Source organism: Sulfitobacter sp. EE-36, assembly GCF_000152605.1.
GTDB lineage: Bacteria > Pseudomonadota > Alphaproteobacteria > Rhodobacterales > Rhodobacteraceae > Sulfitobacter > Sulfitobacter pontiacus.
The window spans coordinates 2,393,492-2,408,141 of record NZ_CH959310.1; the positions used below are offsets into that span (position 1 = coordinate 2,393,492).

At 61.1% G+C, this 14,650-nt stretch carries 14 protein-coding genes; 6 read left to right on the forward strand and 8 right to left on the reverse strand.

The features are described 5' to 3' along the window. Nucleotides 1–89: 89 nt before the first annotated feature. Nucleotides 90–692, reverse strand: coding sequence for an NTP transferase domain-containing protein (locus EE36_RS14165; RefSeq protein WP_005853369.1), 603 nt, complete (start codon nt 690–692; stop codon nt 90–92). 173 nt (nt 693–865) lie between these two features. Between EE36_RS14165 and EE36_RS14170 the strand changes: the two genes are divergently transcribed. Next, nucleotides 866–2,233, forward strand: a complete 1,368-nt coding sequence (locus tag EE36_RS14170) for a DUF2254 domain-containing protein (RefSeq protein WP_005853371.1) — start codon at nt 866–868, stop codon at nt 2,231–2,233. A gap of 9 nt (nt 2,234–2,242) precedes the next feature. On the opposite strand, the gene EE36_RS14175 is transcribed toward EE36_RS14170, so the two are convergent. Then, nucleotides 2,243–3,547: an HlyC/CorC family transporter gene (locus EE36_RS14175; RefSeq protein ID WP_005853373.1), complete on the reverse strand. Its 1,305-nt coding sequence runs from the start codon at nt 3,545–3,547 to the stop codon at nt 2,243–2,245. Nucleotides 3,548–3,611: 64 nt separating this feature from the next. Between EE36_RS14175 and EE36_RS14180 the strand changes: the two genes are divergently transcribed. Further along, nucleotides 3,612–4,439, forward strand: coding sequence for a metallophosphoesterase (locus EE36_RS14180; protein ID WP_039911974.1), 828 nt, complete (start codon nt 3,612–3,614; stop codon nt 4,437–4,439). Here EE36_RS14180 and EE36_RS14185 read toward each other — a convergent pair. The 3 genes from EE36_RS14185 to EE36_RS17640 are packed head-to-tail and all read right to left on the reverse strand — an operon-like array spanning nt 4,376 to nt 7,064. Beyond that, nucleotides 4,376–5,350, reverse strand: a complete 975-nt coding sequence (locus EE36_RS14185) for a site-specific tyrosine recombinase XerD (RefSeq protein WP_005853377.1) — start codon at nt 5,348–5,350, stop codon at nt 4,376–4,378. The two genes, EE36_RS14180 and EE36_RS14185, sit on opposite strands and share 64 nt — an antisense overlap. Further along, nucleotides 5,350–6,918, reverse strand: a complete 1,569-nt coding sequence (locus EE36_RS14190) for a hypothetical protein (protein WP_005853379.1) — start codon at nt 6,916–6,918, stop codon at nt 5,350–5,352. The genes EE36_RS14185 and EE36_RS14190 overlap by 1 nt, the downstream gene beginning before the upstream one ends. Continuing rightward, nucleotides 6,915–7,064: a hypothetical protein gene (locus tag EE36_RS17640; protein WP_005853380.1), complete on the reverse strand. Its 150-nt coding sequence runs from the start codon at nt 7,062–7,064 to the stop codon at nt 6,915–6,917. The genes EE36_RS14190 and EE36_RS17640 overlap by 4 nt, the downstream gene beginning before the upstream one ends. An 80-nt stretch (nt 7,065–7,144) precedes the next feature. On the opposite strand from EE36_RS17640, the gene EE36_RS14195 reads away from it, so the two are divergent. Next, a complete protein-coding gene (locus EE36_RS14195) occupies nt 7,145–7,735 on the forward strand; it encodes a shikimate kinase (RefSeq protein WP_009826981.1) in 591 nt (196 codons plus the stop codon). After that, nucleotides 7,735–8,850 (forward strand): 3-dehydroquinate synthase, encoded by a 1,116-nt coding sequence (gene aroB, locus EE36_RS14200; protein ID WP_005853384.1) that lies wholly within the window; start codon nt 7,735–7,737, stop codon nt 8,848–8,850. Before EE36_RS14195 ends, aroB begins: the two co-directional genes overlap by 1 nt. A gap of 84 nt (nt 8,851–8,934) precedes the next feature. Here the strand turns inward: aroB and EE36_RS14205 are convergent, their stop codons facing one another. Next, nucleotides 8,935–9,459, reverse strand: coding sequence for a single-stranded DNA-binding protein (locus EE36_RS14205; RefSeq protein ID WP_005853386.1), 525 nt, complete (start codon nt 9,457–9,459; stop codon nt 8,935–8,937). Between the two features lie 220 nt (nt 9,460–9,679). On the opposite strand from EE36_RS14205, the gene EE36_RS14210 reads away from it, so the two are divergent. Both EE36_RS14210 and EE36_RS14215 read left to right on the forward strand, forming a co-directional pair. Then, entirely contained in the window at nt 9,680–10,264 is a 585-nt protein-coding gene (locus EE36_RS14210) for a lytic transglycosylase domain-containing protein (protein WP_050752201.1), read from the forward strand. 173 nt (nt 10,265–10,437) lie between these two features. Beyond that, nucleotides 10,438–10,965 (forward strand): hypothetical protein, encoded by a 528-nt coding sequence (locus EE36_RS14215; RefSeq protein WP_005853390.1) that lies wholly within the window; start codon nt 10,438–10,440, stop codon nt 10,963–10,965. A 73-nt stretch (nt 10,966–11,038) separates the two neighbouring features. On the opposite strand, the gene EE36_RS14220 is transcribed toward EE36_RS14215, so the two are convergent. Together EE36_RS14220 and EE36_RS14225 are read right to left on the reverse strand one after the other, a co-directional pair. After that, nucleotides 11,039–13,126 (reverse strand): ABC transporter ATP-binding protein, encoded by a 2,088-nt coding sequence (locus tag EE36_RS14220; protein WP_005853391.1) that lies wholly within the window; start codon nt 13,124–13,126, stop codon nt 11,039–11,041. A 96-nt stretch (nt 13,127–13,222) separates the two neighbouring features. Beyond that, nucleotides 13,223–14,647 carry an ABC transporter permease gene (locus EE36_RS14225; RefSeq protein WP_005853393.1) on the reverse strand — a complete coding sequence of 475 codons (1,425 nt, stop codon included), beginning with the start codon at nt 14,645–14,647 and terminating at the stop codon, nt 13,223–13,225. Nucleotides 14,648–14,650: the final 3 nt, after the last annotated feature.

The following is a 14,650-nucleotide window of genomic DNA, read 5'->3' on the forward strand; positions in this document are numbered from 1 at the left end:
GCCTGCATCCCCTTGGGGGTGCAGGGCGAAGAACGGGGCAGGCGACTGTCCCGTTTTTTCGTGTTCAGGGGTACGTGGTCAGGGGCCGGTCAGCGCGCCGCGCGCCATGCGGCCCATGCTTCGGGCGTATCAAGGTCCAGTCGCGCGCGGTTCTCCGGCAGGGGGATCAGCAGCGTCTGGTCCTGGGCCTGAGCGATGATCTCTTTCCCGCCGGTGTCACCTTGCATCCGTGCAAAATGATCAAAATGGCAGGCGGCAAATACCGTCGGGTGACCCGGCTTTCCATCCGTCGTCGCACCGCGCCATATCGTGTAATTTGATTTGATATCAACGGCGTGAAAGACGGTGTTCAAGTCATCGTCAGTCAGTTCTGGCAGGTCGGCAAGCAGCACCATCGCGGCAGGCGCACCGGCGGGAAGGGCCGCAAACCCCGCGCGAAGCGAGGCGTTCATCCCCTCTGCCGCATCCGGAACGGGGAGCGCTTTAACCTCCATGTCAGCCACAAGCGCGTAGCGCGGGTGGGGCGCAGGTGGCAGCGCCACAATGACCGCCCCTCGCGTCGCCGCCCGCGCAATCCGTGCCTGTCGGCGCAGCAGCGCTTCGCCCTCCACGATCTCAAGCAGTTTGTCACGCCCCCGCATCCGCGAGGATTGCCCCGCGCCCAGCAGGATGATGGGGATGTCATGGCTCATACACCGACCATAGCCAGAATTCCCAACCACCGTAAGAGCATAGCATCAGTCCCACCCGCTGATTTAGCCCGGCATTTTTGAACCATCGGGCGGAATAGGGCGTTGGGCTTGTAAGCCAGGTGATCTCCGCGCAAGCTTGTTGAACATGGCACTTCATGACGCGGACATACCCTATGAACCTTGACTTCCTTTTGCCATCGACACTGCTCCGCAAGGGCCGTGAATACAGCCGCAAGCTGTGGGTGCGGGTGTTGATCATGGGGTTGTTGGCGGTCTTGTCGCTGCTGCTGAGCATGTTGATCGAACGCTGGATCCCGCAATCACTCGCGACCTATCTGACCGGCAGTGCGGCGGACCGGTTGCTGTCGATCATCGCCAACGCGATGCTTGCGGTCACCACCTTTTCGCTTAGCGTCATGGTCACGGTATATCGCAGCACCTCGACCCAATGGACGCCGCGCATTCACCGCTTGATCGTGCAGGACCGCACCACCCAGAATACGCTGGCCGTCTTTATCGGGGCCTATGTCTATGCGCTGATCGCCATCATCCTGCGCGAGCTTGGGGTGTTCGACGACAAGCGGTCTTTCGTGTTGTTCGTGATGACGGTGATCGTATTGACGGTGATCGTGTTCAGCCTGATCCGCTGGGTGCTGCATTTGCAGACCTTTGGCAGCCTGATCGATACCTCGCGACAGGTGGAGGATCAGACACGCCGCACCTTCAAGGAACGCCTGCATAATCCCTGCCTCGGGGCCAATCCGCTGACAGGTGATATCCCCGACAGTGCAAAGCCGTTCACCGCGGATGAAAACGGCTATATCCAGCATATCTATCCCGAAGCGTTGAATACCGTGGCGGAAAACCACGGGGTGAAGATCTACCTCAAGCGCAACATCGGCAGCTTTGTTTTCGTCAACGAACCTTTGATGATGATCGATCGCGTGGGGCAGCCCAAGGATGATGAACACACCGATGAAACGCTGCATGCAGGGATCAATGCCAGTATCACCATCGGCGATCTGCGTACCTATGACCAAGATCCGCGCTTTGGTCTCATCGTGATGGGAGAGGTCGCGTCAAAGGCGCTGTCGCCCGGCGTAAATGACCCCGGCACCGCGATCGACGTGATCACCCGCATTGGCCGCATCCTGAGCTTTTACGAGGACGAGACAGAAAGGGACCGCGACGAGGTGCTGGACCACATCTATGTCGCACCACTGGACCCGTCTGACCTGATGCAGGACGCTTTTGGCGCGTTGGCGCGGGACGGGTGTACAGTGGTCGAGGTGCAGCAGCGGCTTCAGGCCACGCTGAACGGCCTGATGCGTCACCCTGACGAAGGGCTGCGCATCGCCGCGCGCAGGGCTGCCGAACGTCACCTCAGACGCGCGCTTGCCAAGATCGACTTTGAACCCGACCGGGCGCAGTTGATGGAAAGCGCCAGCCAAGACGTGCGCGATGCGGTCCGTGACGCGGTAAAGCGCAGCGATACAGAGGATGACGCGCCAAAGATGGACAATGATACCGACACCACCTGAGGGCGGCTTTTACAGGGGGCGGATTTTCAGCTGTGTGATCCGGTTGCCATCGCGGGCGATGACCTCGAACCGGAACCCGTGGAAAGAGAACACCTGATTGGGCGTCGGGATCATCTGCGCTTCGTGGATCACCAGACCGGCGACGGTATTGGCTTCTTCGTCGGGCAAGTCCCACTCCGTGGCGCGGTTCAGGTCGCGGATCGTCATGGCCCCATCGACGAAATATTGCCCGTCCTCGGCCTTGGTCACGCCGTGGTCCGCATCTGGGTCGAATTCATCGGTGATCTCGCCCACAATCTCTTCAAGGATATCCTCGAGCGTGATCAACCCCTGAAGCGAGCCATATTCATCCACCACCAGCGCAAAATGGGTGCGGCGCCGTAGGAACTGGCGCATCTGTTCGTCCAGCGTGGATGTCTCGGGCACGAAATAGGGTTTCATCGCGATATCGGCGATTTTGAACGTCTTGAACGGTTTGTCATCCTCGGCACCGCTGATGTGCTTGTACATGGCACGCAGCAGGTCTTTGGCATGGATCACACCGATGATGTTCTCGGGATCATCGCGGTAGACGGGCAGGCGGGTGTGGTTGCTTTCAAGGATCTGTTCAAGGATCTGCGAAGGGTCATTGGCGGCATCGATCATCTCGATCCCTGACCGGTGGAGCATCACCTCTTCCACCATACGTTCGCGCAGATCAAGGGCACCAAGAATACGGTCGCGGTCTTCCTTCTCTACCACCCCTTCGGAGCGGCCGATTTGCAGCGCCCCCGCGATTTCCTCGCGTACGGCAAGGATGTTGCTGTCAGGGTCGATGGTCACGCCGAAAAGGCGCAGGATGCCGCGGACCAGAAACCGCACGGCTGACACCACGGGGCTGAAGATCAGCACCACCAGCGCAATGGGCCGCGACACGGCTGCGGCGGCGGTTTCAGCATTGGTGATCGCATAGGTCTTGGGCAGAACCTCGGCAAAGATCAGGACCAGCAGAGTCATCACCAGCGTCGCCAGCGCCACACCGGATTCGCCAAAGACCCGCGTGAACAGCGCTGTTGCAAGCGAGGCTGCAAGAATATTCACAAGATTGTTGCCCAGCAGGACAGAGCCGATCAGCCGCTCGTTATCCTCGGTGATCTTGAGCGCACGTTCCGCCCCCTTGGACCCTTTATCCGCCTGACCCCGCAGCTTGCCCCGCGATGCCGCCGTCAGCGCCGTTTCCGAGCCCGAAAAGAAGCCGGAAAGCACCAGAAGAAACAGGATAATACCGCTGCTGATCCAAAATGCGCCGTCTAGGATTGCGGGGGCCGTGTCCATTTGTGAGTATACCTTATCCGTTTGCTCATAGGGTTATGGGCGTGTGTGCGGTTTCATTCAAGGGATGAGCAGGGTGAACCATCAAGATTTGGGACAATTGAACGGGCCGATTGTGCTGTTCGGCGGTCCGTATTCCAACCTGCAGGCGCTAGACGCGCTGTTTAACCACGTGCGGGCCTTAGGGGTGGGGGCAGAGCGGATGATCTGCACCGGCGATGTGGTGGCCTATTGCGCCGATGCCCATGCCGTCAGCGACAGGATGCAGGACAGTGGTATCGCGGTGGTGGCAGGGAATTGTGAAAAGCAGCTTGCCGCAGGTGCGATGGACTGCGGCTGCGGGTTCGAGGATGGCAGCGCCTGCGATCTGCTGTCGGTCGGCTGGTACGGCTACGCCAGCGCGCAGATCACCCAAGCGCAGCGCGACTGGATGGGGCAGGTGCCGGACATCCTCAGCTTTCACCACGCCGGAAAGCGCTATGCCGTGATTCACGGGGGGCACCATGATATCGCCCGCTTCATCTGGCCCGTCTCGCCCGAGGCCGTTTTCGACGCGGAATGGCAGGCGGTAGAGCACAGCATCGGTCCGGTGGACGGGATCATCGCAGGGCACTGCGGGGTGGCGTATGAACGGCAGGCAGCGCGGGGGATGTGGATCAACGCCGGTGTCATCGGGATGCCGCCCAACGACGGCGCACCGCAGACGCGTTTTGCGGTGCTTGATGCGGGGCAGGTGTCGTTTCACAGGCTTGACTATGACCATGCCGCCGCCGCCCGCGCGATGGTGCAGGCGGGGCTGACCCAAGGATACCATAAAGCGCTAGAGACGGGTCACTGGCCGTCAGAGGATGTCTTGCCGCCGGAACTGCGCCGCGCCGCCTTGGCCAGCGGATGATTTTCCAGCACCAGCTCGGACAGACGTGCCTCTAGTACATGGGTGTAGATTTCGGTCGTGGCGACATCGGCGTGCCCCAGCATCGTCTGGATCGCCCGCAGATCGGCCCCATTGGCCAGCAGATGCGTTGCAAAGGCGTGACGCAACGTGTGGGGGGTAACCTTGGACGGATCAACACCGGCGGTCAGGGCGAATTCCTTGATCAGCAGATAAAAGCGGTGGCGCGTCAGATATCCGGCGCTGCCGCGACTGGGGAAGAGGTAGATCGACGCGGGTTTGCCCTTGGCCTGTGCGGCCTCGTCGGTTCTATCGCGCTGCACCAGCCATGCCGCCAGCGCCTCGCGCGACGGGTCAGACAGGGGCACCAGACGTTCCTTGCCGCCTTTGCCCATGATCAAAAGTAAACGCGGATCGCCGCGGGCCGCGCTGACCCTAAGGCTCACCAGCTCGCTCACCCGCATGCCGGTGGCGTAAAGCAGCTCCATCAAACAGGTGTTGCGCAGCTGGTCCGAGGTGTTGCGCCCCGAGTGGCGCGCCGCGTCGAGCAGCTGGTCAACCTCGTCTTCCGACAGCACCTTGGGCAGACGCTTGTCCTGCCCCGGACCGGCAATCTGGATCGCGGGGTTATCGCTGCGCCACCCTTCTTCAAAGGCGAAACGGTACAGCTGTTTGATCGCCGACAGCCGCCGCGCGCGGGTGGATTTGGCAAGCCCCTGCGCGTCGCACCAGACCAGATAGGCCTCGATATCCTTGCGACCGACCGTGACGAAATCCAAGGTGCGGCGGGCGAGGAAACTGTCAAAATCCTTCAGATCGCGCCCATAGGCGAGTTGTGTGTTCGTGGCCGCGCCCAGTTCCGCCGCCTGCGCCTCTAGGAAGGTCGAAATCCAGTGCAGCAACTCGGTCTGCATCAGTTACGCTCCAGCAAAGACGTCTGCAAGGCAGCCCGCCGCGCGGCATCTTCCAGCCCTAGGGCCCGTAGGGTAGAGATGGCATCGCGCAGGGCAGCCGTGTCGCCGCGGGCGCCGTCCTCTAGCAGGGCAATTGTATGCAGGATGGCGCTGCCCAACTGACCGTTTTGCGCCATTTCAACCAGCCCCTCACGTGGCGTTGGCGTCGTGAACGCGCTGGCAATCCCCTGTGCGTGGGGGATGTCGGGCGTGGTTTTCGGGGCCTCGCCGCGCGCGATCTGCGACAGGAATGTAATCTCTGCCGGTGTCGTATCGGCGCTGGCGACCTGCTCGTAGAGCGGTGACAGCAGCAGGATACGGTCGCGCAGGGCCGCACTGGCACCGGTAAGGTCGGTGTCCTGCAAATCCTCGGCATAGAGGGTGGCGAAGGTCACTTCGGTCTCGGCCTGCTGCATGGCGCGCCACGCGGGGCGCAGGGCTTTGGCGATTGCCTCTGTATTGCCGCTGGACATGGCCGTGTCGAACCGCTGGAGGGCTTCGACACGGTCCCACACCCCGCCAGAGGCCGCAGGCTCACGGTCTGTATAAATGCCCAGAAACCGGTTGTCGGGCAGGGCGCCGATACGGGTCAGGCGCTCCGCCGCATCGAGCTGCGCTTTCCAGCCCGCGATATCGCGCAGATCGGCCACAGCATAGGCGGCGGGCAGGTTCCGCGTGGGCTGCGGCTCTCCGATCGCCTCGAGAAGCCGGAACTTGAGCGGCGTCATCTCGCGCGGGCCGGGCAGGGGCGCGGCCCCTTCGTAAAGGTCAGGGTTGAGGAACCGGTCCAGCAGCGACAGATCGCTTTCGGGCAGCAGCGCCAGCGCTTGGGCAGACCCCAACGTCAGCGCCGCCGTGTCCCATTCCCCCGACCGCGCAGCGCACAGGATGCGCACGCCGTAATCCGTTGTCAGGAAGGGCTTGTCCTTCAGCCGCAGGCAGGCACGATCTTCTGTGCCCAAAAGCAGGCTCACCTGCATCCATAGGCCAAAGTGATCCGGCGAAGTCTCGACACCCGCCTGTTCGATCAGCGACATCGCGGGGTCAAGCGCCGCAGCATCCATCAAGCTGCGCACTCGGGCGAGGGCAAGCGCATCGCCCTGTTTCGCATCCCCCTGCGGCGCGGTTGCTTGCGCCAGCAGCAGGGTAAACAGCAGCGAATGGGCTACGGGCAGGTGAAGCTCTGGCAGACGGTCAAGCTGATGGACGATGTCTTCCGCGGTGCTGCCCGTCCAAAGATCCTGCGGCAGCCCTGTCACCTTGGTTGGCACCAACCCGATGGCGCGCGGCCCGCCTTTGCCCAAGGGGGCCACGGTCACGACAGGGGGCAGCGCGGTCCGCGCCACGGGGGCCTCGTCCGGCTTTACGGGGGCCTTGCGCGTCGGTTGCGGCGTCTTGGGACGTTCGCCGAGCCAGTCGATCACCGACAAAGGCGCGTTGCGGTCATTTTGCGCCGCGGTTTGCGCGGCGACACCAAGGGGCAGGGCAATCAGGCAAAAAACGCTTAGCTGCCTGACAAATCGGATCATTGCTGCTCCAACGTCACGGATTCGCGGATTTCGACCTGGGGTGGTGCAAAGTCCGCCCCGAAGAACGGCCCCACATAGGCATAGACCGCAAGGCCGATGAACCCGATAATTGCGAGGTAAATCAGAAACTTGATCAGCTTGCCCATGGAATCCGCCTGCTTTCTTCTGCATCTTTTGACTATTCTATATATGGCCTTTTGGGCAAGATCACGTCATTCACACAAGAATGAGCGAAATTCAGCAATCCCCAGCCGATACGGCCCAAAACACCCCTCGGTACCATCTTAAGAAGACGGTTGTCATGGTGGGTATGATGGGCGCAGGTAAAACCGCCGTGGGCCGCGCTTTGGCCGCGAAACTTGGCGTGCCCTTTGTGGACAGCGACCACGAGATAGAGGCCGCTGCCAATCTGACCGTGCCCGAAATCTTTGAGCGCGACGGCGAACCCTTCTTTCGCAAGCGCGAGACCGAAGTGATCTCGCGTCTGCTGGATAAAGAGCCCGGCATCCTGTCGACCGGCGGGGGCGCCTTTCTGGCGGAAGCCAACCGCGAGAATATCTCGGCCCGCGGAGTGTCGGTGTGGCTGGATGCGGATCTTGACCTGCTGTGGAACCGTGTGCGGTACAAGACCTCGCGCCCGTTGCTGCGCACCGCTGACCCGCGCGGCACCCTGACCGAGCTTTACGAAAAACGTGTGCCGATCTACCGGCTTGCGGATATGACTGTTGCCAGCACGCCGGCACTGTCGATTGACGCGATGGCGCAGCGCGTGGTGGATGCGCTGGCGGATCGTCCAGATGTACTTGAGGTGCTGTGATGCGAGAAACGGTTCATGTCGGTCTTGAGGGCCGCGCCTATGATGTGGTGATCGGCCCCGATTTGTTGGCGCAAGCAGGCGCGTTGATTGCCCCGCTGTTGCGCCGCAAACGTGTTGTGGTGGTCAGTGATGAGACGGTTGCGGCGCACCATCTGGACAGTTTACGCGCCGGACTGGACGCCGCTGACATCAACGTCGAGGCGCTGGCATTGCCGCCGGGCGAGGCCACAAAATGTTGGGCAGAGCTGACCCGCACGGTCGATTGGCTGATGGATCAGAAGGTCGAACGCAACGATATCGTGATTGCCTTTGGCGGCGGTGTCATCGGCGATCTGGTGGGCTTTGCCGCCGCGATCCTGCGCCGTGGTGTGCGCTTTGTGCAAATCCCGACCTCGCTTCTGGCACAGGTCGACAGCTCGGTCGGGGGCAAGACGGGGATCAACGTATCACAGGGCAAGAACCTTGTCGGCGCGTTTCATCAGCCGTCCCTTGTATTGGCCGATACGGCCGTGCTTGGCACATTGCAGGCGCGTGACTTCCTTGCCGGATATGGCGAGGTCGTCAAATACGGGCTGCTGGGGGATGCGGCCTTCTTTGACTGGCTCGAGGTGAACGCCCCCGCGATGGCCGCTGGCAATATGGCGCTGCGCGTAGGGGCGGTGCGCCGGTCTGTCCAGATGAAGGCCGACATTGTTCTGCGCGACGAAAAAGAACACGGCGACCGCGCGCTGTTGAACCTTGGCCATACCTTCTGTCACGCGCTTGAGGCGGCGACGGGCTATTCCGACCGGTTGCTGCATGGCGAAGGTGTGGCGATCGGCTGTGCGATGGCGTTCGAATTGTCCGCCCGTTTGGGGCTTTGCGCGCAAGAGGACCCCAGCCGCGTCCGCGCGCATCTGCGGGCCATGGGGATGAAAACCGACCTGCGCGACATTGACGGAGATCTGCCGGACGCCGCTTATCTGCTTGATCTGATGGGGCAGGATAAAAAGGTCATCGACGGCAAGCTACGCTTTATTCTGGCTCGAAGCATTGGCGATGCTTTTGTCACCGCCGATGTCCCCAGGGACGCGGTGCTGCAACTGCTGGATGACGCACTGGCTGAACGCCACTAGGGGGCGTCGCCCACCCGTCTTGAGTCACGACAAAGAAAAGGCGGGGAATTCCCCGCCTTAACTACGTTTTGTATCCGATTAATATCAGAATGGGATTTCATCATCCAGATCGCGCGAGGAACCGCGACCACCGTCGTTGCCGCCGCCCGAGGGGCCACTGTCATAGCCGCCACCGTAGCCGCCCTGATCTGACGGGCCGCTGTCGTAGCCACCGCCGCCGCCGCCGTAGTTGCCACCACCACCGGAACCTCCACCGTCGCGGCCATCGAGCATGGTCAGCGTACCGCCAAAGCCCTGCAGGACAACTTCTGTGCTGTATTTATCTTGACCGGACTGATCTTGCCATTTGCGCGTTTGTAGCTGGCCTTCGATATATACTTTGGAACCCTTCTTCAGGTATTGCTCTGCAATGCGCACAAGCCCTTCCTGAAAGATCGCCACCGAATGCCATTCGGTCTTTTCGCGGCGCTCGCCGGTGTTGCGGTCTTTCCATGTCTCGGATGTCGCGATGCGCAGGTTGCACACTTTGCCGCCGTTCTGGAACGAACGCACTTCGGGATCGCGCCCCAGATTCCCGATTAGGATCACTTTATTCACTGAGCCGGCCATGATGCCCCCATTTGCTGCAAGTTTACGGGCCACGCGCGAATCCCGCACGCACCTTGGATTGGCCGACGTTATACCCAGCACGGTTTGCGATAAACAGGGGGGAGGCGGGATTATCGCCGTTGCGACCCACGCAGATGTGACGGGGAGCAATAAAGGGTGGCACCAACGGGTCAGTTTGATATGGTCTTCGGGAATTGAGACTGCGTGGGGCAGGGACAATATGCGAATTTTACTAACGGCGGCGCTGTGCTGCCTTTCTGTGGGCGCAGCACCGGTTGCCGCTGATGTGTTTTCATCCAAGAACCGGACCAAGCTTTTTGCGTCCCAGACCAAGATTTTGGACACACGGGCGTCAAAACAATATGCGGCCTCTGTCCGGCTGCAGCCACAACGCGTGGTCACCCCGACAAAATGGGACACACCCAAATATCGCGGCAAGTACAAGGGCGTCTATCTTGGCATGGCGCGCGAAGCCGCGATGCGCCACGGCATTCCGGCGGATCTCTTCTTGCGTCTCGTGCAGCAGGAAAGCGGCTGGAACCCTGCGGCGCGGTCGCATAAAGGCGCGCTTGGTCTGGCGCAGCTTATGCCTGAAACGGCGCGTATCCTGCGCGTGGACCCGACCGACCCCTACGAGAACCTTGATGGCGGCGCACGATACCTCAAGCGTCAATATCAGGCGTTCGGGTCATGGAACCTCGCGCTTGCGGCCTATAACGCGGGGCCGGGGGCGGTGAAGAAATACGGTGGCATCCCGCCCTACGCCGAAACCAAGAACTATGTGAAGGTGATCGCGGATCTGTGATGCACCCCGATAAGTAGCTGAAAATACTATGTATTTCGCCGCTTGATGCTGATTTCCGCTTGCCGTTTTTCGCGGCGATGGAACCATATCGCCACGGCTGATGTTCCCTTTCCACAGCGTCAGCAGGTCGTCTTCTACGGTCTGCGCGCATCAGAAAGATAAGGAGCATTCGCATGTTCAACTCAGTTAAATCGATCGCCTTGGCCACAGGTGTAAGCTTGGCCGCATTGTCCACTGCCGCATTTGCGGACGAGAAGGTCGCCTTCTCTGCGATTGACGTAAGCTCGTCCATCGACGCCGCGCAGGACGCTAACGCGATGGAATATTACCCCCAGATCACCGAGGACCTGAAAGCCGCCGTGGCCGCCCGCGTCTTGGGCAGCGATGACGCCAGCGATCCGACGATCAACATCGACATCCGCAAAATCTCGCTGGATGGGGATACGATGCTGAGCGATAGCCAGGAATTTAACGAGATCGAAGGTGTGGTGGACATCACATCGCCCAATGAATCGATCGGCGCACGCAGCTTCCCTGTGAATGTCGCCGCCTATTCGGTCGATCAGGTCGTGCCCGAGGGTTACGTCGCCGTGGCCCCGACCGAGGGTGTGTTCTACGAAGTCATGATCAACGGTTTTGCCGATGAGGTGGCCGAACAGGTCGGCAATCTGAACACCGCAGGTAGCGGCGTCAGCAAATAAGCCACCCTGCCTCGATCAGGCAGAAGCGGCCATCGCACATGCGGTGGCCGTTTTTTGATGCGTAGCGAAGGGTTCAGCGCGCCGTAACGTCCATCTCGATCACCGGCTCCATCGCCGCAAGCTGCGCGTCATCCAGATGACATTTTACCGTATGCCCCGCCGCCAGCGCCCGCAACTCTGGCACCTGCGTCTCGCACAGATTTCCCGGCACCTGAGATTTCCATCGGCAGCGCGTCTGAAAGGGGCAACCGGGCGGCGGGTTCATCGCCGAGGGGACATCGCCTTCCAGCACGATATGTTTTTTCTTCACCCGCGTGTCGGCGATCGGCACCGCCGACAGCAGCGCTTCGGTATAGGGGTGGTAGGGCGGAGAGAACACCTGATCCGTCGTGCCCAATTCGACCACATGCCCCAGATACATCACCATCACCCGGTCGCTAAGATATCGCACGATGCTCAGGTCATGGCTGATGAACAAAAGGCAGGTCTGCTGCGCCTGCTGGATCTCCATCAAAAGATCCGTCACCGCCGCCTGAACCGAGACATCAAGCGCCGAGACGGGTTCATCCGCCACCACGATCCGTGCGTCTCCGGCAAAGGCACGGGCAATCCCCACGCGCTGTTTCTGCCCGCCCGACAGTTGGCGCGGCATGCGGGTTGCGAATTCCCGTGGGAGTTTGACCAAATCCAGCAGCTCCAGCATACGCGCCTTACGGTCACGCGCGGATGTGCCCACGCCAAACACTTCAAGCGCGCGGATGATCTGGCGGCCCACGGTCATTGACGGGTTCAATGTGTCGAAAGGGTTCTGGAACACCATCTGGATATCAGCGACGGTCTGTGTCCCCCGATCCTCGATCGCGGTGGTGCCGATATCACGGCCATCCAGCAGCAGGTGACCGGCTGTGGCCGTCTCTAGCCCCATAAGAACCTTGGCAAAAGTGGACTTGCCGCAACCGGATTCCCCAACGATGGCAAGGGTTTCACCCGCCCGCGCTTCAAAGCTCAGCTCTTCGTTTGCTTTAACCACTTTGGTACCGGTGCCGCCAAACATGGAATGCGCCGCCACCTGATAGTATTTCTTGAGCTTGTCCATTTTCAGAACGACGTCGCCAACCTCGCCCTTCGACTTGGTCGCCGCATGCGCCATCGGCGCGGCCCAGTCTATCTCATCGTGGCGGATACAGCGGGTCGCGTGTCGCGTGTTTTCGGGCACATCCAGCATCGGAATGGCACCCTGATCGCAGCGCCCCGCGACAAAGTAATCGCAGCGCGGGCCAAAGTTGCAGCCCTCGGGGCGTTCATGGGGCAGGGGAAAATTGCCGGGGATAGCGACCAGCGGGCGCGCGGTCTTGTCGGCACCGGGCAGCGGAATCGACCGGAACAGAGCCTGTGTATAGGGATGGCGCATGCCGTCGAACACATCCGCAATCGACCCGCGCTCGACCGCCTCGCCGGAGTACATGACACAGATGCGATCGCAGGTGTCCAGCACCAGCCCGAGGTTGTGGCTGATGAACAGCATAGAGGTGCCGTATTTGCGCCCCAGATCTTTGACCAGATCAATGATCGCCGCCTCGACCGTGACATCCAATGCTGTGGTGGGCTCGTCCAGGATCAGCAAGGACGGCTCTGACATCAGGGCCATAGCGATAACAATGCGCTGCTGTTGACCGCCTGACAGTTGATGCGGGTAGGCCTTGAGGATACGTTCGGGGTCCGGCAGCTTGACGTCGGTCACCAGTTGCAAGGCGCGGGCATGGGCCTCGCGTTTCGACATGCCACCGTGGATCATCGGCACTTCCATCAACTGCTGCCCGATCCGCATGGCGGGGTTCAAAGAGGCCATAGGCTCTTGATAGATCATCGCGATCTCGCTGCCCCTGATCTGACGCAACTCAGCGGCGCTCATCTGGGACAGATCGCGCCCCTTGAACTTGATGGACCCGCCCACGACACGCCCGTTCACCCCAAGGTCCTGCATCACACCCAAGGCGACCGTTGATTTACCACAACCGGATTCACCAACCAGCCCCACAGCCTCGCCCGGTTTGACCAAGACCGAAAAATCCATCACCGCTGGAATTTCGCGCAGCCGTGTGAAGAAAGAGATCGACAGCCCGTCGATCTCCAGAATTGGCCCGTCATATGCCTCGCCCATGTCCAACTCCCTTACCTTCAACCGCAACCATATACTTCATTTTGCCAAGTAAACTCCGGGGGTGCGGGGGCTGGCCCCCGCGTCGGCCATCCCAAATCAATCCCGCAAACTCTCTTCGCGCAGCCCATCCGCGAGCAGGTTCAACCCCAGCACAAGGCTTAGCAAGGCCAGCGCCGGCGCGATTGCCGCATGGGGGTAGAGCGCCAGCAGGCGCCGCCCTGCGTTGATCGTGGTGCCCCAATCGGGGCTTTCGGATTCCAGCCCCAGCCCAAAGAACCCCAGCGTGCCAAGCAGGATCGTGGTATAGCCGATGCGCAGGCAGAAATCGACGATCAGGGGGCCGCGGGCATTGGGCAGGATCTCCCACAACATGATGTACCACGGTCCTTCGCCGCGGGTCTGCGCGGCCGCCACGTAGTCGCGTGTCTTGATGTCCAGTGCGAGCCCGCGCACGATCCGGAATACTGTGGGCGCATTGACGAAAACCACGGCGACAAAGACCACCAGCAACCCCGGCCCGATGTCGAGGAAATCCAGAAACGCGGGCAGGCCCGGGATCTCGTAGGTCTGGGTCCGCACCAACGCCCCATCGTCCGAGATCATCGCGAGGTAAAGCCAGCCCACCAGCCCCAGTACCATGACCAGCACCGGCGTGCGGGTGCTTGGCTGCGTGCGCAGACGTGTGTTGAGCAGCACCCAAAGGAACACCAGCGGAAAGATGAACAGCACAATTGCCATGTAATTCGGCAGTCCGGTCAGCACGATCTCGGGGGTGACCAGAAGGTAAAAGATCAAGATCACCGGAAAGGCGAGGATCAGATTGGCTAGAAAGCTCAGGAATACGTCCAGTTTACCGCCATAATAGCCCGCAGGCAGCCCCAGCGTGATCCCCACCATAAAGGCAAAGACCGTCGCCATCGGCGCAATCTGGATCACCACCCAGGCACCCTTGATCAGGCGGCTGAACACATCGCGGGCAAGGTTATCGCCGCCCAGCAGGAACCACGGGTACTCGCCGTCCTCGGCACGGGCCAGCGGTGTGCCGGGAAGCTTGTTCTTCATGCCCGAGGTCTGGCTGAGGCTATCATGGGTCGCGATCATGTCGAACACCCCGCCGAACAGCCCCGTATAGACCCAGAACATCACCAGCCCAAAGCCGATCATGCCAACGGTGCTGTCAAACAGTTTGCCATAAAGCCCCAGCCGGCGTTTGAAGGCGATCGACAGGGCAAAGGTCACGATCAGTGCAATCCAGACCGGCAGCAGACGCTGCGCCATGCCGCCAAAAATGCCGGCCTCGGCACCCATGAAAATGCCCCCGACGACATAGACCATCAGCAGCGCCGTCGCCGCCGCGATCCCCGCGGTGGTGAGCTGCCCCAAGCGGCGCGTACCCGCAGGGGAAGTCGGCAGCAGGGGCCAGACCATCTGCATCGCGATGCCAAGCAGCACGACCAGTACCGCGCCCCCCAGCAATGGGTTTACCCAGTCCAGCGCACCTGTCCATGTCAATGGGTCCATCTG

What these genes read in the sequence shown, in the direction of transcription:
- EE36_RS14165 (WP_005853369.1), bottom strand. Translation starts at nt 692, where the DNA reads ATGAGCCATGACATCCCCATCATCCTGCTGGGCGCGGGGCAATCCTCG.
- EE36_RS14170 (WP_005853371.1), top strand. Translation starts at nt 866, where the DNA reads ATGAACCTTGACTTCCTTTTGCCATCGACACTGCTCCGCAAGGGCCGT.
- EE36_RS14175 (WP_005853373.1), bottom strand. Translation starts at nt 3,547, where the DNA reads ATGGACACGGCCCCCGCAATCCTAGACGGCGCATTTTGGATCAGCAGC.
- EE36_RS14180 (WP_039911974.1), top strand. Translation starts at nt 3,612, where the DNA reads ATGAGCAGGGTGAACCATCAAGATTTGGGACAATTGAACGGGCCGATT.
- EE36_RS14185 (WP_005853377.1), bottom strand. Translation starts at nt 5,350, where the DNA reads ATGCAGACCGAGTTGCTGCACTGGATTTCGACCTTCCTAGAGGCGCAG.
- EE36_RS14190 (WP_005853379.1), bottom strand. Translation starts at nt 6,918, where the DNA reads ATGATCCGATTTGTCAGGCAGCTAAGCGTTTTTTGCCTGATTGCCCTG.
- EE36_RS17640 (WP_005853380.1), bottom strand. Translation starts at nt 7,064, where the DNA reads ATGGGCAAGCTGATCAAGTTTCTGATTTACCTCGCAATTATCGGGTTC.
- EE36_RS14195 (WP_009826981.1), top strand. Translation starts at nt 7,145, where the DNA reads ATGAGCGAAATTCAGCAATCCCCAGCCGATACGGCCCAAAACACCCCT.
- aroB (WP_005853384.1), top strand. Translation starts at nt 7,735, where the DNA reads ATGCGAGAAACGGTTCATGTCGGTCTTGAGGGCCGCGCCTATGATGTG.
- EE36_RS14205 (WP_005853386.1), bottom strand. Translation starts at nt 9,459, where the DNA reads ATGGCCGGCTCAGTGAATAAAGTGATCCTAATCGGGAATCTGGGGCGC.
- EE36_RS14210 (WP_050752201.1), top strand. Translation starts at nt 9,680, where the DNA reads ATGCGAATTTTACTAACGGCGGCGCTGTGCTGCCTTTCTGTGGGCGCA.
- EE36_RS14215 (WP_005853390.1), top strand. Translation starts at nt 10,438, where the DNA reads ATGTTCAACTCAGTTAAATCGATCGCCTTGGCCACAGGTGTAAGCTTG.
- EE36_RS14220 (WP_005853391.1), bottom strand. Translation starts at nt 13,126, where the DNA reads ATGGGCGAGGCATATGACGGGCCAATTCTGGAGATCGACGGGCTGTCG.
- EE36_RS14225 (WP_005853393.1), bottom strand. Translation starts at nt 14,647, where the DNA reads ATGGACCCATTGACATGGACAGGTGCGCTGGACTGGGTAAACCCATTG.